General features: G+C 38.6%; 18 protein-coding genes. 9 read left to right on the top strand and 9 right to left on the bottom strand.

Annotation, left to right across the window (positions count from 1 at the left end; genetic code table 11):
• The first annotated feature begins 1 nt into the window (after position 1).
• Positions 2-1,417 (top strand): dihydrolipoyl dehydrogenase, encoded by a 1,416-nt coding sequence (gene lpdA, locus NSS70_RS09045; protein ID WP_066251282.1) that lies wholly within the window; start codon positions 2-4, stop codon positions 1,415-1,417.
• A 301-nt stretch (positions 1,418-1,718) separates the two neighbouring features.
• Here the strand turns inward: lpdA and NSS70_RS09050 are convergent, their stop codons facing one another.
• Both NSS70_RS09050 and NSS70_RS09055 read right to left on the bottom strand, forming a co-directional pair.
• Positions 1,719-2,939 (bottom strand): IS110 family transposase, encoded by a 1,221-nt coding sequence (locus tag NSS70_RS09050; RefSeq protein ID WP_063388609.1) that lies wholly within the window; start codon positions 2,937-2,939, stop codon positions 1,719-1,721.
• Between the two features lie 395 nt (positions 2,940-3,334).
• Positions 3,335-3,709 (bottom strand): hypothetical protein, encoded by a 375-nt coding sequence (locus NSS70_RS09055; protein WP_066250224.1) that lies wholly within the window; start codon positions 3,707-3,709, stop codon positions 3,335-3,337.
• 499 nt (positions 3,710-4,208) lie between these two features.
• Here NSS70_RS09055 and NSS70_RS09060 point away from each other — a divergent pair, with 499 nt between their 5' ends.
• The gene (locus NSS70_RS09060; RefSeq protein WP_082830423.1) at positions 4,209-4,340 is read left to right on the top strand and encodes a GapA-binding peptide SR1P; all 132 of its coding nucleotides are present in this window, start codon (positions 4,209-4,211) and stop codon (positions 4,338-4,340) included.
• A gap of 734 nt (positions 4,341-5,074) precedes the next feature.
• On the opposite strand, the gene NSS70_RS09065 is transcribed toward NSS70_RS09060, so the two are convergent.
• Both NSS70_RS09065 and NSS70_RS09070 read right to left on the bottom strand, forming a co-directional pair.
• A complete protein-coding gene (locus NSS70_RS09065) occupies positions 5,075-6,004 on the bottom strand; it encodes a DMT family transporter (RefSeq protein ID WP_130158511.1) in 930 nt (309 codons plus the stop codon).
• 173 nt (positions 6,005-6,177) lie between these two features.
• Complete coding sequence (locus NSS70_RS09070; protein WP_339229062.1) at positions 6,178-7,650, bottom strand: aminotransferase class I/II-fold pyridoxal phosphate-dependent enzyme; 1,473 nt, start codon at positions 7,648-7,650, stop codon at positions 6,178-6,180.
• A gap of 197 nt (positions 7,651-7,847) precedes the next feature.
• Here NSS70_RS09070 and NSS70_RS09075 point away from each other — a divergent pair, with 197 nt between their 5' ends.
• The gene (locus NSS70_RS09075) at positions 7,848-8,798 is read left to right on the top strand and encodes an NAD(P)H-dependent flavin oxidoreductase (RefSeq protein WP_340881340.1); all 951 of its coding nucleotides are present in this window, start codon (positions 7,848-7,850) and stop codon (positions 8,796-8,798) included.
• Positions 8,799-8,863: 65 nt separating this feature from the next.
• On the opposite strand, the gene NSS70_RS09080 is transcribed toward NSS70_RS09075, so the two are convergent.
• Entirely contained in the window at positions 8,864-9,499 is a 636-nt protein-coding gene (locus NSS70_RS09080; RefSeq protein ID WP_339211399.1) for a YktB family protein, read from the bottom strand.
• 163 nt (positions 9,500-9,662) lie between these two features.
• Here NSS70_RS09080 and NSS70_RS09085 point away from each other — a divergent pair, with 163 nt between their 5' ends.
• Positions 9,663-10,457, top strand: coding sequence for an inositol monophosphatase family protein (locus NSS70_RS09085; protein WP_339229060.1), 795 nt, complete (start codon positions 9,663-9,665; stop codon positions 10,455-10,457).
• Positions 10,458-10,918: 461 nt separating this feature from the next.
• Here NSS70_RS09085 and NSS70_RS09090 read toward each other — a convergent pair whose 3' ends face one another.
• Positions 10,919-11,104, bottom strand: coding sequence for a DUF5325 family protein (locus tag NSS70_RS09090; protein ID WP_063389653.1), 186 nt, complete (start codon positions 11,102-11,104; stop codon positions 10,919-10,921).
• 149 nt (positions 11,105-11,253) lie between these two features.
• On the opposite strand from NSS70_RS09090, the gene typA reads away from it, so the two are divergent.
• Both typA and NSS70_RS09100 read left to right on the top strand, forming a co-directional pair.
• A complete protein-coding gene (gene typA, locus NSS70_RS09095; protein ID WP_130158515.1) occupies positions 11,254-13,092 on the top strand; it encodes a translational GTPase TypA in 1,839 nt (612 codons plus the stop codon).
• A gap of 23 nt (positions 13,093-13,115) precedes the next feature.
• On the top strand, positions 13,116-13,436 hold the full coding sequence (locus tag NSS70_RS09100; RefSeq protein WP_232515525.1) for a YlaH-like family protein: 321 nt from the start codon (positions 13,116-13,118) through the stop codon (positions 13,434-13,436).
• 87 nt (positions 13,437-13,523) lie between these two features.
• On the opposite strand, the gene NSS70_RS09105 is transcribed toward NSS70_RS09100, so the two are convergent.
• Positions 13,524-13,724: a YlaI family protein gene (locus tag NSS70_RS09105; RefSeq protein WP_063389656.1), complete on the bottom strand. Its 201-nt coding sequence runs from the start codon at positions 13,722-13,724 to the stop codon at positions 13,524-13,526.
• A 553-nt stretch (positions 13,725-14,277) separates the two neighbouring features.
• A complete protein-coding gene (locus NSS70_RS09110) occupies positions 14,278-14,877 on the bottom strand; it encodes a YhcN/YlaJ family sporulation lipoprotein (protein WP_066250243.1) in 600 nt (199 codons plus the stop codon).
• A 253-nt stretch (positions 14,878-15,130) separates the two neighbouring features.
• Here NSS70_RS09110 and NSS70_RS09115 point away from each other — a divergent pair, with 253 nt between their 5' ends.
• Positions 15,131-16,477, top strand: coding sequence for a PhoH family protein (locus NSS70_RS09115; RefSeq protein ID WP_375338794.1), 1,347 nt, complete (start codon positions 15,131-15,133; stop codon positions 16,475-16,477).
• Positions 16,478-16,749: 272 nt separating this feature from the next.
• Here the strand turns inward: NSS70_RS09115 and NSS70_RS09120 are convergent, their stop codons facing one another.
• Positions 16,750-17,247 carry a molybdopterin-dependent oxidoreductase gene (locus NSS70_RS09120; RefSeq protein ID WP_066250247.1) on the bottom strand — a complete coding sequence of 166 codons (498 nt, stop codon included), beginning with the start codon at positions 17,245-17,247 and terminating at the stop codon, positions 16,750-16,752.
• 280 nt (positions 17,248-17,527) lie between these two features.
• Here NSS70_RS09120 and NSS70_RS09125 point away from each other — a divergent pair, with 280 nt between their 5' ends.
• The gene (locus NSS70_RS09125; protein WP_063389660.1) at positions 17,528-17,812 is read left to right on the top strand and encodes a YlaN family protein; all 285 of its coding nucleotides are present in this window, start codon (positions 17,528-17,530) and stop codon (positions 17,810-17,812) included.
• 227 nt (positions 17,813-18,039) lie between these two features.
• Positions 18,040-19,212 (top strand): FtsW/RodA/SpoVE family cell cycle protein, encoded by a 1,173-nt coding sequence (locus tag NSS70_RS09130; protein WP_066250250.1) that lies wholly within the window; start codon positions 18,040-18,042, stop codon positions 19,210-19,212.
• The last annotated feature ends 9 nt before the right edge of the window (positions 19,213-19,221 follow it).

The following is a 19,221-nucleotide window of genomic DNA, read 5'->3' on the forward strand; positions in this document are numbered from 1 at the left end:
AATGGTAGTAGGAGATTTCCCGATTGAAACTGACACTCTCGTCATAGGAGCTGGTCCCGGCGGCTATGTGGCTGCAATAAGAGCTGCGCAATTAGGGCAAAAAGTTACGATCGTTGAAAAAGGATCTCTTGGCGGCGTCTGCCTCAATGTTGGATGTATTCCTTCTAAAGCATTAATTAGTGCAGGACACCGTTATGTAGAGGCTAAAGAATCAGAAGATATAGGAATAAAAGCTGAAAATGTAACACTAGACTTTTCTAAAGTGCAAGCTTGGAAAGAAAGTGTCGTCAAAAAACTTACAGGCGGTGTTGAAGGCCTTTTAAAAGGAAATAAAGTTGAAATTGTAAAAGGCGAAGCATATTTTGTTGATCGCAACACCGTCAGAATCATAAACGAGAATTCAGCTCAAACGTATAAATTTAAAAATGCAATCATTGCAACTGGCTCCCGTCCAATTGAAATTCCAAGCATTAAATTTTCTGAGCGAGTCATTGACTCAACAGGAGCGTTGTCCCTGCAAGAAGTTCCGAAAAAAATGGTTATTATTGGCGGGGGAGTCATTGGCATAGAGCTTGGAACTGCTTATGCGAATTTCGGCACTGAAATTGTGATTATTGAAGGAGACAAAGAAATTCTTCCAGGATTTGAAAAACAAATGACAGCTCTTGTAAAAAGAGCGTTGAAGAAAAAAGGAAATGTCGAAATTCATACTAGCGCACTTGCAAAAGGTGTTGAAGAAACAAAAGACGGAGTAAAAGTGACATTTGAAGCGAAAGGAAAAGAGCAAGTAGTGGAAGCGGACTATTGTTTAGTTACAGTAGGACGCAAACCAAACACTGATGAACTTGGTCTCGAACAAGTCGGAGTAGAAATCGATGAAAAAGGCTACATTAAAATTGACAAACAGTGCCGGACAAATATTTCAAATATTTATGCTATCGGCGACATCGTTCCAGGACCTTCACTTGCTCATAAAGCTTCATATGAAGGGAAAATTGCTGCAGAAGCGATTTCTGGAAAACCTTCTGAAATCGATTATAACGGAATTCCTGTCATTGTCTTCTCAGAACCTGAGTTGGCTTCTGTCGGATATACGGAACAACAGGCTAAAGACGAAGGAATTGACATTGTAGCAGCTAAGTTTCCATTTGCAGCAAACGGCCGCGCATTGTCATTAAATGCAACCGATGGATTTGTAAAATTGATTACACGAAAAGAAGACGGCCTTGTTATTGGGGCTCAAATCGCAGGTGTCAGCGCATCAGATATGATTGCTGAACTTGGACTTGCGATCGAAGCAGGCATGACGGCAGAAGATATTGCCTTGACGATTCATGGCCACCCGACATTAGGAGAAATTGCAATGGAAGCTGCCGAACTTGCACTTGGAACACCGATTCATATTATAAATAAGTAATGCAGCCCAAAGGGGCAGTCTAATAAGTCGTTTTTTCGGCTTATTGACTGCCCCTTTTAATGTTATAGAAACGTTGATATATCGGTGTTTATGATTATTTGTTTTCAATGGGGATTTGACTTTTTGGACAACACCTTCTTACCTCTAGTCAAGTATTTTTTATTAAATAATTTGGTTAATATAGATTTTATTTTGGAAGGAAGGGGGACCCCTTCCTTCCAAAATAAATTTTCGCATGACAAATAGACCTCACGATTTCCATTTTTTTCGTCAGGTCTTTGTGATATAATCTTACTTACGATTACTGATGCATTGTTGCCTTTTCGTAATCGTATTTCAGATTATGTGTGATAAGGTGATAAGCCGATTTCAAGAACTTATTCACGCATGCTATGGACGCAACTTTATGAGGTTTCCTCTGGGGTTGCGTTTTTAATTTATCATAATAATCTACAATATGATTTTGTGTGTTTTTCCGTAGTTGGATCATGGTCTGGATCATGTAAAATAGAATCTTTCTAAGTTTGTTATTTCCTCTTTTATTAATCTTGTCTTTATAAAAGGTATTCCCAGATTGATATCTCATAATATCAATACCGACGTAAGCATTCAGTTGTTTATGGTTTTTGAATCGTCGAATATCTCCTAATTCTCCAATTAAACGAACTGCAGTCGTTTCTCCGATTCCTGGAAATGAAATTAAAATCTGATACTCTTGTTTATCTTTCGATAATTTAACCATCTTTTGGACAAGTTGATCTCTTTTCTCCTTCAAGTCTGCAATCCGTTTGGCATAATCCCGCACTTGTTCACAGCGAATATCATCTTTTGAAATTGCTGGATACGCTTCTTTTGCTGCTTCGATTAAAGCGATCCCTTTTTCTTCAGCACGTGCCAATGATAAGTTTTTTCTTGTGTTGGCTTTTAAACGATTACGAATCACTGTTTTTGAACAAACTAACACATGATCCGGATGAGGGTATAATTGAACGACATTCAAAAATAAAGCAGAACGTTTACTGAATAGCTTTTCTAACTCGGGAAAACTCAATTGTAGAATCGCATGTAAACGACTATATAAATGCGTCATTTCACTACTTAATTCATCATAATATCTCGTCATTGCACGCATTTGTTTATAATATTCCCCTTCTTGATAAGTTTGTTCACGTTCAACTCTAAAGTGAGTTTTCGCAAGTTCATGAGCGTCGCTTTTATCTGTTTTTTGTCTCCTCATTGAAGCCATTTGAATATTCGCTTCGAGTGGGTTAACTCGATAATACATATAACCTTGATCACCTAAGAATCGTTCTAGTGGTTTTGAATATACGCCTGTTGCTTCAAAGACAATATCAGGTGCCTGTGCATCTTTTTGTGTTAAAGATATAAGGGTTTCGTTTAATTTCTCGAAAGAGTAGCGGTTATGGGTTATTTCACCCTCATATTCGCATTGACGATAACGGTCATAAATGACCATTGTACTTTTCCCCATACTGACATCAAATGCCACTACGTGTTTCATATTTTCTGCCTCTCCTTTTTAGCCAAACATAGAAGTTCTTCACATTGCCTTATTGATTCCATTTTCTTATACACGGTCTCTTCGGACCCAACATACTAAACTGATTCAAATAAGGATGTGAAGTTGGTCTGTTTTTAATACGGACTCTATTTGGTCCCAGGGGATGTTCGACCTTCCTTCACTTCTACTATAAAAAAATAGTAGCACAAACCTTGGCCTAGGTCTGTACTACTAATGTTAGTATGTTTTTTATGATGAAAAATAAATGATGGAACAATTCTCTCACTGTTGTGAAAGTTTTTTCACAAAAATATGTTGTGCAGAGATTTTGAGCACAAATCCTATTTAGCTAAAGAATCTTCTCAGCGCTTAATTACCTCAAACCGACATTCTCATTATTCGGAAAGCACTTCTGAGACCGGCTCTACAATTTCATCTTTTGTTGAAACTGATCCTTTAATATGCAAAATGATGCCGTCATGATCCATCACGATAATGGAAGGATATGTTTTAATATTAAACCGCTTAGATTCAGGGTTATCAGCTTGGTAGATCATCATATTGTCCATTTCCTCTGGAAATTGTTTTTTTAAATCTAATAAAGCATCGTAGTAAATTGATTCTTTTTCCATCATTTTTTGGTCGGTAAAAAAAAGAATTTGTTTTTTGTCGGAGCTTGAAATCGAGTGATCGTCTTTCGGATCAGCAATACAAGAAGACAATAGAAGCAGTACGGCAACGGTATAGGTATATGCAATAAATTTCACCATTGTCCTACCTCTTTCGTTTAAAGAAAACTGGTAAAATGTGTTCATTTTTTCTTAACGCCATTTTAACATATTTAATTCCGTCACTTTTGAATGTTATGCAAATGTTACAAAAATAAAATATTATTTAAACAAATTAAAAAATTCAAATCGTGTACGAGAAGTATGATATCTAGAGCGAATGTTTGAGTTGTTGGGTTGTAGACTTTAGATGCACGTAATGGATCATACTCAGCATCATGTAATGCTAATGATCATAAAGATAAAGGTCATTTGAAAGCTACTTTGAACCAAAAAAATGTCCCCATCCCCATATAAAATGTACAAAACTTTAATTGTAACGGATAAAATCAATTTACATATTTTTTAATGCATAAAAAAATAAATGTGTTATACAATTTTCTGCTTGACGAATATAATGTGACATATTAATATATAACTATCAGGTCATTTTGTCTCCACTTTATTCTTTATGACGCTATATGGAAAAGGGGAATACAGGATGGGAACAATTGTCTGTCAAGACTGCAATTCAACAATTCATTTCTTTGATGATGAAAAAGTTACGGTATTGTATGGTAAATGCAACAATTGCTGTACAGAAAAGAATCGTAAAAAAAGCAATCATCAATAACATATTGAATAACACGTGTAACAAAGGGGTTTAAGATAAATGGGCTGTCTTTAAGGCAGCTTTTTTTTATGTAAAGCAAATGCTGGTGATCTTAATGGAATGGATGCTTGCAGGATTGTGATTGAGAGCTAAGACAGAAAAACATCGTTTGAATTCATTTTTTATCAATTCACCTTTGTCTTTTTCAGTAAGACGGTCATTGCGGTTTTTAAGTGTTAAAACGACAGCGATGCGGTTTGTAAAGATTGATGAAACATATACCAAATGTCACTTGTGCATAAAAGGTTGGATGAAAAATTTATTGGAGTTACGACAAATTTCGCAGCCAATATTGGAACTGGCAGCAATTCGATATAGCGAAGTTTGTTATCGATGTCTTTTCAATAAAAGTATAAAAAGTGGTGTCTATTCCATTCATTAGGCGGTAAAATGTAGCTAAAGGACTTTTGTGAAAGGAGCTTTACAATGGAGGTAATGGCAGCAAGCGTCTTTTCGGCAATTATTATATTTATTACTGTCTTTTCTATGATAAGGGTATTCATCATCGCTTTTAAGAGGAAAGAAATATCGCTTCGGAAGTTCATCATCTTCACCATATCTTCAATTGTTACAGGTTTAATTATTGCTTCCGTTTTACCGTTTGTTTATCAAAAAATATTTCATTACTTCTATTAACTGTTTTTTTAATGAAAGACCTTCCCCACGAAGCAGGAAGGCCGTCGTCCATATTTTAGTTATGTATTAGCACTTTTTACAGAAGCATTCGTAGTCAATTCCTTATTTGAAAGTCCTTTATTTTTCAAAAACATACTGACTCCAATTAAAGATAGCGCTCCGCCAATCATTTGGGAAATAGATGTAGCTTCTCCTAAAAATAAGTATGCTAATATAATTGCCCCTATTGGTTCACCTAAAATACTCATTGAAATTGTCGTAGCATCCAAATATTTTAAAAGCCAATTAAATAATGCGTGACCAAAAATATTGGGGACTAGTGCTAGAAGTACAAATATGCCCCAATCATGAACTGAATAATGAATCAGCGGGATCTCGTAACTAAGATTGTAAATCAATAATACAAATCCACCTATAAAGAACACGCAAAAACTATATATTGATGTTGGAATTTTTTTGCATAATACTTGTCCAAAAAGCATATGAATGGCTACTGCTAACGTTCCTGCTAATGAAAGGAAATCTCCATATAATGCTTTTGTAGAAAGATTAATATCTCCCCATGCAATAATGATTGAACCGCTAACAGCTATAAAAATACTCACAATCCCAATAAGGTTTGTTCTCTCTTTAAAAATAAAATAAGCTCCGATCATAACAAATACAGGCTCTAATGTCGTTATAATCATTGAACTTGCTACTGTTGTATATCTAAGGGAATCCATCCAAAATAAGAAATGAAAACCTAGGAAGATTCCAGATAAAAGTAGTTGAATCCAATCCTTCCATTGAATGTTAATAGCTCCTGTTTTGATTTTCTTCCAAGGGAGAAACGGCAGCATAACGATCACCGTAAAAAGCAGTCTATACATTCCTAATATAGATGCAGGCGCATCAGACCATTTAACAAAAATAGAAGAAAATGAAATAGAAATAACACCAATTAGTAAAATAAAAATAGGCGGAACGGGAAATTGATATTCTTTCATTGTTGTCGCTCCTTTTAAAAGAATTGAATATTATTATAAATTAAATACGGTAATGGTTTTAGCCATTACCGCAGCAAAATTATTTTATGATCGATCTTCAGCAAAATTTGGTTTCATCCGTTTTTCGACTTGTCCTCGAATGTATGGATTTATAAAGCTTCTTCAGCGATTTCTCATTTAATCGGTTTATGCTCTTTAATAACGCGAATGTAGGAAAGAGTTGGATCTTCTGTACCTTGAACAGGCAGGCCGGCATCTAAATTTTTTCGGATGTAATGTAAATTTTCTTTAGTGATGATTTCTCCTGGTATGAAAATCGGTATGCCCGGTGGGTACACCATGACAAATTCTGCAATAATGCGTCCGACAGATTGTTCAAAAGGCACCATTTCCGTCTCTGCATAAAAAGCATCTCTAGGTGTCAGCGCCAAAACAGGAATATCGGGCAGAAGGACAGAGACTTCCGCTTGCTTGTTTGCCTGATGGGAAAATTCTTTTGACAAAGCACGAAGCGCTTTTATTAAAAGTGATGTTTCATATTCTGTATCACCGGGCGTGATCAGACAGAGCAGATTGTACAGATCGGAAAGCTCCACTTCAATGTTGTAATGTTCTCTTAACCACAGCTCTGCATCATATCCCGTTATGCCTAGTTCCTTCACAGAAATAATTAATTTTGTCGGATCATAATCATACGTTGCATTCGTTCCCAAAATTTCTTCTCCTACACAATATAGATGATCAATTTTGTTAATTTCACTTCTTGTCTGATTCGCCAATTGAATCGTTTGCTCTAATAATTCATAGCCCTTCGTTGCCAGCTGCTTTCGAGCTGCATCCAGTGATGCAAGAAGCAAATAGGATGTCGATGTCGTAGTCAGCATGCTTAAAATCGATTGAACACGGTCAGGAGACACAAGACCTTCCCGAACATTTAAAATAGAGCTTTGCGTCATCGATCCTCCCAGCTTATGAACGCTAGTTGCCGCCATATCTGCCCCTGCCTGCATGGCGGATAATGGCAGCTTGTCATGAAAATGAATGTGGACGCCGTGCGCTTCGTCTACAAGAACAGGGACATTATATGAATGAGCAATATTTACGATTTGTTTTAAATCAGCTGAGATTCCGAAATACGTTGGATTAATGACTAAAAGCCCTTTTGCATCAGGATATTGCTGAAGAGCTTTTTCAACTGATTCTGTCGTTATTCCGTGAGAAATGCCGAGGTTTTTATCCACTTCAGGATGTATAAAAACGGGGGAAGCCCCTGAAAAAATGATTGCTGACATGACCGATTTATGAACATTTCTTGGAACAATAATTTTATCTCCAGGTCCGCAAACCGACAGGACCATTGTCATAATGGCTCCGCTCGTACCTTGTACCGAGAAAAAGGTGTGATCGGCCCCGAAAGCTTCAGCAGCCAATTTTTGTGCTTCTTTAATAATTCCTTTTGGCGAATGAAGATCATCCAAAGGACCGATATTAATTAAGTCCATCGCGAGAGCATTATGTCCGATAAATTCTCGGAATTTTGGCTCCATTCCGGCTCCTTTTTTATGGCCGGGAATGTGAAATTGAATTGGATTTTTTTGAATATGTTCTAAAAGACCTGTAAACAATGGTGTATCATGCTGTGACAATTTTCCTTTTCACCTACTTTTTAAAGGTTCCCCAAAATTAAAAACAAATGAAATTATAGCACTTTCCTATAAAACCTGCAAAAGGCACTGAATATGGTTTTGAAAATCTTTGTGCTTCTCTTTGTTTGAGCTACGTTTTAATAAAGAAGGAATTTAATGCGTGGAAAAAGAATAATACGAAATGGGGAGGGGTAAACATGGTATTTTCAACAAAAATTACCGAATTGCTAGGAATTAAATATCCGATCATTCAAGGGGGACTTGCTTATTTAGCGTATTCAGAATTAGCAAGTGCAGTAAGCAATGCAGGAGGGCTCGGTCAAATCACGGCTATGTCTCTTCCGAATCCAGCTGCGCTTCGAGAGGAAATACGGAAGGTGAAACAAAAAACGGATAAGCCGTTTGGAGTGAACTTCGCCATCGGTCAGCATGGCCGTCCATTTTCCGACATGCTTGATGTGGCGATTGAAGAAAAAGTGCCGGTCATTTCCATCACTGGCGGGAACCCGGCTCCGCTTTTTGACCAATTAAAAGGTGTCGATGTAAAAAAACTAGTTCTCGTTGCGGCAAGAAGACAAGCGGAGAAAGCGGAAGAGCTTGGAGCAGATGCAGTGATGGTCGTCGGACAGGAAGGCGGCGGTCATTTAGGAAAAGACGATATCGGCAATTTCGTATTAATTCCACAAGTAGTGGAAGCTGTCTCCATTCCGGTGATTGCTTCTGGAGGCATTGCGGACGGGAGGGGACTAATGGCAGCATTGGCTCTTGGAGCTGAAGGGATTGAAATGGGAACTCGTTTTATTGCAACGAAGGAATGCGTTCATGCACACCCGTTATATAAAGAAGCAATCGTCAACGGTACTGAACTTGATACCGTCATTATTAAAAGGTCGTTAGGGGCACCAGGTCGGGCGCTTCGAAATAATTGGACCGAAAAAATTTTGGAAATTGAAAGAGAAAGAGGAGATTATGAGTCGCTAAAAGATTTCATTAGTGGAGAAGCGAACAAAAAATATATCTATGAAGGCAAAATCGAGGAAGGATACGCATGGGCCGGTCAATCTGTAGGGCTGGTAAAAAATATTCCGTCCGTTGCGGAACTGTTTGACGAAATCATTGAACAGGCGAAAGAGATAAGGCGGAAATAGTCCAGCATTGCTTAATTGTTTTCAAAAGAAATAATGGTCAGCGATGCAGCGCATCCTGACCATTTTTAAACAGTGCTTTTTTGTGTGATTTGATAAAGTGGCATTAACGTTTTAAACGTCTCGTCAACCTTTTCCAAAAATTGCTCCCTGCTCATGGAGAGAACTTCATTTTTTGGAAGGTTGATGCCGCATAACATTTCTGCTTTTTTCACCGATTGCAGACGTTGAAAAATTCGTTGAAATTCTTCATCAGATAAATTTTTTTGTTTTTCCGCATCTGGTTTTGTATGATCGGCTGACCAGAAATAATCTTCAGGAATTTGCTTTCGGATTTGCTGCCAATTCTGTAGAAATTGTTTTCCGATTTCTTCTTTCACAGGGGATTCATAAATAATGGCAAACCAAACAAAGACGTGTGTGCTCCATAATCCGATTTGAAAATGGGGGAGCTTCTTATAACCCCGTTTACTGTTTGCAAATGCAACCCATGTGTCATTGGGAGGGTGAACGGTACGGCGGGCATGTTTTGCTACATGATAAAATATTTCATCTCCCGTCAAAGCAGACAAAGTAGGTGCAAAATGCTGTCCCAGCGCTTCAAGTTTTGGGCGCACCCGTTTTTTTAGCTCATCCATTCTCGCTTCTAAACCGTCTATTTGAAAAACTTCAAAATCTTCCTTCACAAATGGCACAAAATCCATAAAAATCCTCCTTGTATTGTTTGTCCACATTGTAGCACAAACCGACAGAGAAAGAAAAATAATGTGGGTGAAATATTGCAAAGAAAAAGGTGAAAAACTTGATTTTCTCCATTTCTTTACAGTATGCTAAAAAAGGTGATTGAATAGAAAGTGGGTAAGATAGATGAACTGGCATGAAATAGATCAAAAAGCAAAGCAATGGATTTATGAGGCTGGTGAAAGAATTCGCCAATCATTTCAACAAAAGCTGGTCGTTGAAGCGAAATCAAGTCCAAACGATTTAGTGACGAATATTGACCGGGAAGTAGAGCGTTTCTTTTGGGAACATATTCGCAAAACGTTTCCGGAACACAGCATTTTAGGAGAAGAAGGTTCCGGTCATGAATTGAAATCATTGGACGGTATCATTTGGATAATTGATCCGATTGACGGCACAATGAATTTTGTACATCAAAAGCGGAATTTCTGCATTTCGGTTGCTGTTTTTGCGGATGGTGTCGGTCAAATAGGACTGATTTATGATGTCGTCAGAGATGAAATGTACCATGCGATAAGGGGGAACGGCGCCTATTTAAACAAAACGGAGCTTCCGCCGTTACAAAAGAAAACAATAGAAGAATCCATCATCGGCTTGAATGCATCATGGCTGGTGGAAAACAGACGAATTGACCCGGCAATTTTAAGTCCGCTTGTCAAACGTTTAAGAGGAACGAGATCATTTGGTTCAGCCGCTCTTGAATTTGCCTATGTAGCCGCAGGCAAGCTGGACGGCTATATTACAATGAGACTTGCTCCTTGGGATTTTGCGGCAGGTTTAATCCTTGTCGACGAAGTAGGCGGGGTTACGACAACGCTTGACGGAAAACCAGTCGATTTGCTTAAAAAGCAAAGCATTTTCACCGCTAATCAAACCATTCATCAACAAATTATCGAGGAGTATATTAAAGGGAAAATATAAAGCTGCAAATGCTGTTGACAGCTTATAGATCATCATAGCTTGCTAAAAAACAAGCATGAAGAAAGCAGTATAAAAAGTCTCTTATAAAAATATGAAAGAATTGGTATCGTTCGGCAAACTTCACATCGTGATGGCAGGCGAGAAAAATGGAACAAGTGTGAAGCAATGAAATGTTGTAGCAATCAACGTTTTGTAAATAGGGCTAAAAATCGGGCTGTTTAAAAATTTACATAAAATGGAACTTCTTTGTATCCATTCCATTTCTGGCTGGTCTTTTGAAAAAGGCTATTGTAAATGAGTTTTAGCTAAAACCGAACATATTGTGAAACAAAAGATGGGTCTTTGTAGGTTTGAAAGAAACTAATGCCATGTAATAAAGCCCCTCTATCAGTAGAGGGGACGATCTATGTATCATAAACCGTTTGAAAGTATAAAATGGCCGATGCCAAGATGTAAATACTTTATAATAATCCTCTCTCTCGCATTTTCTTTTTTTGGGTAAAGCCGAGTCCAAATACTATAATAATTCCAATGATGCTAACAACTACTCCCAACAGGCTGCCAGCCCCTATTGCAAAGCCGACCGACACAATAAGCAGCGCCGCAATGGTGGCGAGAACCCAAAATATCCATTTTCCGTTGCCCATTCCCATCCTCCTTTCATCAATCCAAGACGAAAACCATTAATAACCTTTAAGCCTCTTTCCATCTTTAGTTTATCGAAAAACGTTCAACGTTTCCACAGTATTTATGGTATAATAGCCTAGGTTCAGTTTAGCAAATAGGAGATGACAGTGTGAAAGTTAGAAACGACTTACGCAATATTGCTATTATCGCGCACGTAGACCATGGGAAAACAACATTGGTTGACCAATTGCTTCGCCAATCAGGAACGTTCAGGGAAAATGAACAAGTGGCGGAGCGCGCATTAGATTCCAATGACTTGGAGCGCGAGCGCGGAATCACCATCTTAGCCAAAAATACGGCGATTGAATATAAAGGAACGACCATTAATATTTTAGATACGCCTGGTCATGCCGACTTTGGCGGAGAAGTAGAACGAATTATGAAAATGGTCGATGGCGTGCTGCTAGTTGTCGACGCCTATGAAGGCTGCATGCCGCAGACAAGATTTGTTTTGAAAAAAGCGTTGGAACAAAACTTAACACCGATTGTCGTCGTGAACAAAATTGACAGAGAGTTTGCCCGGCCTGAAGAAGTTGTCGATGAAGTGCTTGAGCTGTTTATTGAGCTTGATGCAAACGATGATCAATTAGAATTTCCGGTTATTTATGCTTCGGCCATCAACGGAACGGCAAGCACTGATCCAACTAAACAGGATGAAAATATGGAAGCTCTATTTGATGCGATTATCGAACATATTCCTGCACCTGTTGATAACAGCTCAGAACCCCTTCAATTCCAGGTGGCGCTGCTGGATTACAATGACTATGTTGGGCGGATCGGCATCGGCCGCATTTTTCGCGGAGAGATGAAAGTCGGACAACAAGTCGCATTAATGAAGCTTGACGGAAGTGTGAAGCATTTCCGTGTTACGAAAATGTTTGGATTTAAAGGATTAAAACGATTGGAAATTGAACAGGCAAAAGCTGGTGATCTTGTCGCTGTTTCTGGAATGGAAGACATTAATGTCGGGGAAACGGTTTGTCCGGTTGATCATCAAGAGGCGCTACCTGTTCTTCGGATTGATGAACCGACGCTGCAAATGACGTTTTTAGTTAACAACAGCCCTTTCGCAGGCAGAGAAGGAAAATATGTGACGGCGAGAAAAATCGAAGAAAGGCTGCATGAACAACTGCAAACAGATGTTTCGCTAAGAGTGGAGCCGACGGATTCCCCGGATAAATGGATAGTATCAGGGCGAGGCGAGCTTCATTTATCCATTTTAATTGAAAACATGCGCAGGGAAGGGTATGAGCTGCAAGTTTCGAAGCCTGAAGTAATTGTAAAAGAAATCGATGGAGTACTTTGCGAACCGGTTGAACGGGTGCAGGTGGACGTTCCAGAGGAATACACAGGTCCTGTCATGGAATCATTGGGCGCGCGCAAAGGGGAAATGGTCGACATGATCAATAACGGAAATGGACAAGTCCGCTTGATTTTTATGGTGCCATCGCGCGGATTAATCGGCTACACGACCGAATTTATGTCTTTAACAAGAGGATACGGCATCATAAACCATTCGTTTGACTCGTATCAGCCTATGCAAAAAGGACAAGTTGGCGGAAGGCGTCAAGGGGTTCTTGTTTCAATGGAAACTGGAAAAGCTACCTCTTATGGCATCCAACAGGTCGAAGATCGCGGAACGATTTTCGTTGAACCCGGAACAGACGTGTACGCTGGGATGATCGTAGGTGAACATAATCGTGAAAATGACCTTGTTGTAAATATATGTAAAGTAAAACAACAAACAAATATCCGTTCTTCGACGAAAGAACAAACGGTCGGAATGAAAAAAGCTCGGATTATGTCGTTGGAAGAAGCACTTGAATATTTAAATGATGATGAATATTGTGAAGTCACGCCTCAATCGATTCGTTTAAGAAAGAAAATCTTGGATAAAAACGAGAGGGAAAAAGCAGCGAAAAAGAAAAAACTGTCAAATCAAAGCTAATGAGTGAAAGGGGGAGGGACGTAGTGACAGAAGAACAAGTAATTGAAAGGCTGTCTTTTTTTGCGCGTCTTTTCCGTGTTCATGAGCAGCATGATGTCGGAATGTGGTATTTGTATATTACCATTCTGATTTTATCAATTATTGTATATAAACTGGGATTTGCTAAGAAGCTCCCGATTTTAAAGTCTGCTATAATCTATTTATTTCTCGCTTTGGGCTGTACGGTGCTGACGTTTTTGGCAATTTTTCTGCCGATTGCAGAAGGATTGGTAGTCGCTGTCCTTATTTTAAGCATATATAAAATTCGGCTTTACTATTCGAAAAAAAATGAAAACAACACATAGCTTTAAAGAAAATAAAAACAGATGTCGGTATGTGCCAGTGCGCACCACCTTCATCTGTTTAACTTTTTTCTGAGTATTTTTCTGTTCTCAAAAAAGCTCATTCCTTTTTCTTTCGCGGTACAAACGGAACTTTCCGGTTGATAGTCTTTTGTTTGTTTTTTCCGTAATTCGATTATAGCAAGTATTGCACATATATGTATGAATCGGTCTATTCCTCAGCTGTTTTGCCTTCAATGATTCGTCATCAATTGTTTCGATTTTATCGCATAAAACACATTTGACTTTCATCTTGCTTCTCACACTTTCTAATCAAATTTTTAAGCTTTGTACAACGTTGTTCGTCTCAGCATCAAAAGGCTTCGATGATAGTTTGGATTGCTTTCAGACAACACGCCTCTATACTCACTCGCCTCTCGCATAGTATATCACGTTTTGCTTCCGCTCACACAATTTCTTTTGCAACTTTGCAAAAGAATCAAGCCAGCAGCGGCTTTATACGACTTACACACAATACAATTTCTATAAGAAAAGACAGAAAAATAAGCTATTGAGCCACTTTCGAGCATTGCAAAAAACATTGTGAGACAGGTCAATACTCTTTATCCAAACCAGAGCCATTTGCATTTCCGTTCCGACTTGGGATCGTGAATCATCCGGCGATAGTCAAGCTATTATTAAAATGAATAGACATACTGATCTTCAGCCGCGCAGGTCGATAGTGAAACAATGTTTTATGAGTTGTTATTTTATTAAATATGACAAAATATCATCGGATTTTGACTAAAAGGTGTTGAAAGCAATGAAAAACGCTTAAGCTTCGGACTTAAGCGTTTTAATGTCTTTATTGTTGTTTTTGGTTTGATTGATCACGCTGTTCTTTATTCAGCTCTTGATTTTTTGACTTCGGAAGCTGATCTTTTTCATTCATCGGCTGCTTTTGTTGATTGTCTGTCGCGTCACCAGGAAGATCCGGCATCAATCTTCCGACGATTTGAGCGAGCTCATCTAGAATGCCGCCAATGGGCCGGCCGTTTTGAATTTCCTCTCCAATTTGGCGGATTCGTTCATTTGTGTCTGGATCGGCAATAACTACAGCATAAGCCCCGTAAGGATCGTTTTTTAATGATTCTGCAACGGAATACTTAATCGATTCAACTTTTGAACGATCCAGCTTTTTGTCGACATCAATTCCGACGACTGCATAATTTCCAAGAACAACTGCAGTTGCATCATTTACATCTGGAACATTTTCGGCTATTTTTGCCAAACGGCGGGCGATTTCCTGGCCGGATTTGCGATCAACATTTTCCCGCACGGAATCTTTGACAGTAATTGTTCTTGAATAGTTTTCACCACGATTTTCCTCTCGTGCATTTTCGTTTGTGGAACAACCGTTTAAATATAAGCCGACAAGCAAAATAAACATCAAAAAGCTGCGCATGCTATCACTCCTTTTCTTACAAGTAAGGTGTAAAGTAATCCATTACTTATTTCGTGCTTCCGTCTTTGACGAATAACATTGGTTCTAGTTACAAAACTTATAAAGAAGCCTGAATCTTTCGGAGTTAACTCCCGACTGGATTGTAGAAGACATCGGCTTAGGCAGCATCTTTCTTTATTTATTGTTTAATAAACCTTCTATCTTTATTCATAAAGACATATATTTTAGCTAAGGAAGCCTCCAATAATTTCGGATGAGGGAGGAAGAAAGATTGGGCAAGATATATGTGCTGGATACGAATGTTTTGTTGCAGGATCCGAATTCCATTTTTTCCTTTGATGAGCACGAAGTTGTAATACCTGCCGTTGTTCTTGAAGAGGTGGATTCCAAAAAAAGATATATGGATGAAGTTGGACGAAATGCGCGCCAAGTTTCAAAAATCATTGATCAGTTGAGGGAACAAGGGAAATTGCACGAAAAAATTCCTCTGCCAAACGGCGGATCTTTAAGAATTGAATTAAATCATCGTTCGTTTCATGATCTGCAGGAGATTTTCGTGGAAAAAACAAATGATAACCGAATTTTGGCAGTAGCCAAAAATTTATCACTGGAAGAGCAATCAAAGAAAGATGGAAAATCGGTAATTTTAGTCAGCAAAGATGCTTTAGTGAGAGTGAAGGCAGATGCGATTGGACTTCATACTGAAGATTTTCTGAGCGATCGTGTAGTAGAAATTGACCATATCTATACAGGGTTTCTTGACCTTTACATAAGTATGGAAAACTTAAACCGATTTTATGAGAAAAATGAGCTGCTGCTGTCGGAAATAACCAATCATCCTTTTTATCCGAATCAATTTATTTTGCTGAAGGATGCTTTAGGAGGCAAATCATCTGCCATTGGGATTGTCGATAAAACAGGGAAAAGATTGAAAAAGCTTGTTTTTCAGCATGACCATGTTTGGGGAATTCAGCCGAGAAATGTTCAACAAACGATGGCATTCGAACTATTAATGAGACACGATATTCAGCTCGTGACTTTGATCGGCAAAGCAGGTACAGGAAAAACGCTTTTGGCTTTAGCGGCCGGGCTGATGCAAACAGAAGACATGGAATCATATAAAAAGCTTCTTGTCGCCAGACCAATTGTTCCAATGGGAAAAGATATCGGTTTTTTGCCGGGAGAAAAAGAAGAAAAACTGAGGCCTTGGATGCAGCCAATATGGGATAATTTAGAATATTTATTTAATACGAAAAAAGCTGGCGAGCTTGATGCGATTTTAGCAGGTATGAATTCGATCGAGGTGGAGGCGCTGACTTATATTCGCGGCAGGAGCATCCCGGAACAATTTATCATCATCGATGAAGCGCAAAATTTGACGAAACATGAAGTGAAGACGATTTTAACAAGAGTTGGCGAAAAAAGCAAAATTGTGTTGATGGGGGATCCAGGACAAATTGATCATCCTTATTTAGATGAATATAACAATGGGTTGACCTATGTAGTGGAAAAATTTAAAGATCAAGCAATTGCCGGGCATGTAAAATTACTGAAAGGCGAACGATCCCAATTGGCGCAAATAGCAGCAGATTTGTTATGAAAAAGTGAGATGCTGTAGTTTCAAAAGCCTCAGGGGTCAGAGATAAAAGTGTGAGCTTTGCAGAAGCTGATTTATCTTAAGCTCTTTGCAGCATCCAAAAAGATTTTTTGCGCTAACATTTGCGATTCTGCTCAAATTGAGCAATGGAAAAAAAGGGATTGTCCAGAAAGTCAAATCGCCATTGGTAATAAACACCGATATATCAACGTTTCTAAAACATTAATGGGGGCGTCAATAAGCCGTAAAAACGACTTATTAGACACCCCAAAAAATTATTTTACGATTATTGCTCTCACCTTTTTAATTGGATCATTGCGGTTCGAGCCATCTCCGTAAATGATGTGGACAGGGCCGTCTTCTTTTAACGGTTTTCCTTCCATGCTAAATGCCAAAATGCATTCTTCTGCTTTTTCAATCGGCATTTCGACTTCGCCGTTTTCGGTTTCAAAAACGACTGTTTTGGCGTTCGTTAACGGTTCAGCATTTGATAAAAACGGTTTAAGCGGCATGCCGAAAGTCCCGGTAAGCACCTTTTCTTTTTCAAATTTTTGTTCCGTTTTTAAAGTAGGCGGAAATACAGCTCCCTCCTGAATCTCCCGTTGCCATTGATTTGCTGTTTTTTGCACATAGTCCTCTTCTATGTTTTCCTCTTTGCGGCCTTGATCAAAATATGTATTTAAATCAATGCGGCGGTCATCAAAGATCCAAACACCTGGGTCCAAAGTAATTGGAAATTTTACATTCCCTTTTATTTGAATAATATCGCTCATGAGCATCCCTCCACGTTAAAGTATAAGCGCTTTTATGGATTTTGTCACATTCCGTTGCCCATTTCAGTTCAAAAAGGCGACAGTCAGGCGGCTGAGTCCAGACGCGGCAAATCAATCAGACGAATTCTTCTAGCATTTTTTTGGAAGGTTCATACATATATATGAACAACTTTAAAATTATTAGGGAAGGAGGGTGCGTGTTTCCTTGCAATTTTCCTTTATAACATTTAATATTAATAGATAGAATAGGGATTCCTTAATGGGGAACGGAGGGATTCAGATGGCATCATTTGAAATGGTTCTTAGTCACCGGGAAAAGGCTCTTTCGCTTTTAAAGGCGGATGCAGATAAAATCATGAAATTGATTAAAGTACAAATGGACAATTTGACAATGCCTCAATGTCCTCTTTATGAAGAGGTTTTAGATACGCAAATGTTCGGATTATCTCGGGAAATTGACTTTGCTGTCAGACTAGGCCTGATTGAAGAACGCGAGGGAAAAGCTCTGCTTGATGAGCTTGAGCGTGAGCTGTCAGCTCTGCACGAGGCATTTGTACGAAAATAAAAAGCTTGCTCAAACCGGTAAAAAAAAGGTTTGGGCTTTTATTTTATCTTTTCCATTTCTCATATCGACCTTCCACAATAGGTGTTCCTTCGCAATTTTTATTTTGCCATTGAGAAAATGAATTGTTCAAAGTATAATAGAAAATAAATTTTCTTTACACTTATGAAAACAATGACTGTGTATTTATTTTGCAACAAGAAGAGCAGCAAGTCGTAAGGAAGATGAACATGTTGAAACGAATTTTAAAATCATATGATTATTCGCTTATTTTAGCAGTTTTCTTATTATGCGGTTTCGGCTTGGTCATGGTGTACAGTTCAAGTATGATCATGGCAGTCACGAGGTATTATACGGAAAGCGATTATTTTTTTCGCAAGCAATTGTCCTCGCTCCTGCTTGCAACGATAGCTTTTCTAGTTATGATGTTTTTTCCGTACCGCGCTCTGCTGAACGGAAAATTTATAAGAATTTTGTTTTTTGGATCGATTGCTGTTCTCGGGCTGTTATTTATTTTTGGACATGTTGCCGGCGGTTCGCAAAGCTGGTTTAAAGTTGCCGGAAGAGCCATTCAGCCGGGAGAATTTGTCAAGCTTTCCGCCATTATTTATTTATCAGCTGTATACGAAAAAAAGCAATCGTACATATGGCACTTCGGAAAGGGAGCATTGCCTCCGGTAATCTTTACCGTATTGATTTGCGTTTTTGTTATGCTTCAGCCTGACATTGGGACATCATTCATTATTGGAATGATTGCCTTGTCTATTATTTTATGTTCAGGTATGGGCATCAAAAACATGTTAAAGTTAGTATTGCTTGCTTTATTTTTCTTATTGCTGCTAAGTCCGCTCATTTTATTTAAGGCCGATGATATTTTTAGTAAAGAACGTCTTTCCCGCTTTACAGGGTATACGGATCCATTTGAACATGAAGACGGAGCAGGTTATCAGCTCGTCAATTCATATATTGCGATCGGATCCGGAGGTCTTACTGGACTGGGGCTGGGGGAAAGCGTGCAAAAATACGGATATTTGCCGGAAGCGCACACTGATTTTATTATGGCCGTTGTAGCGGAAGAGCTAGGTATTTTCGGTGTATTATTTGTTCTTACACTTTTGGCGTTTATCGTTTTAAAAGGCCTCTATATTGCAAGAAAATGCACCGACCCGTTTGGTACATTGATTGCTGTAGGAGTTTCAAGCATGATCGCTATTCAAACGGCCGTCAACTTGGGAGGAGTGACAGGACTGATCCCGATCACTGGTGTTACATTGCCGTTTGTCAGCTATGGAGGCTCATCGTTATTAGTACTTTTAATATCGATGGGATTGTTAGTGAATGTTTCAATGTTTGTCAATTACCGGGAGCAATATAAAAAAGAAAAAGAAATTGCAAGCATGTAATCGTTCCGC

The organism is Aeribacillus sp. FSL K6-2848, assembly GCF_038004325.1.
GTDB lineage: Bacteria > Bacillota > Bacilli > Bacillales > Aeribacillaceae > Aeribacillus > Aeribacillus composti.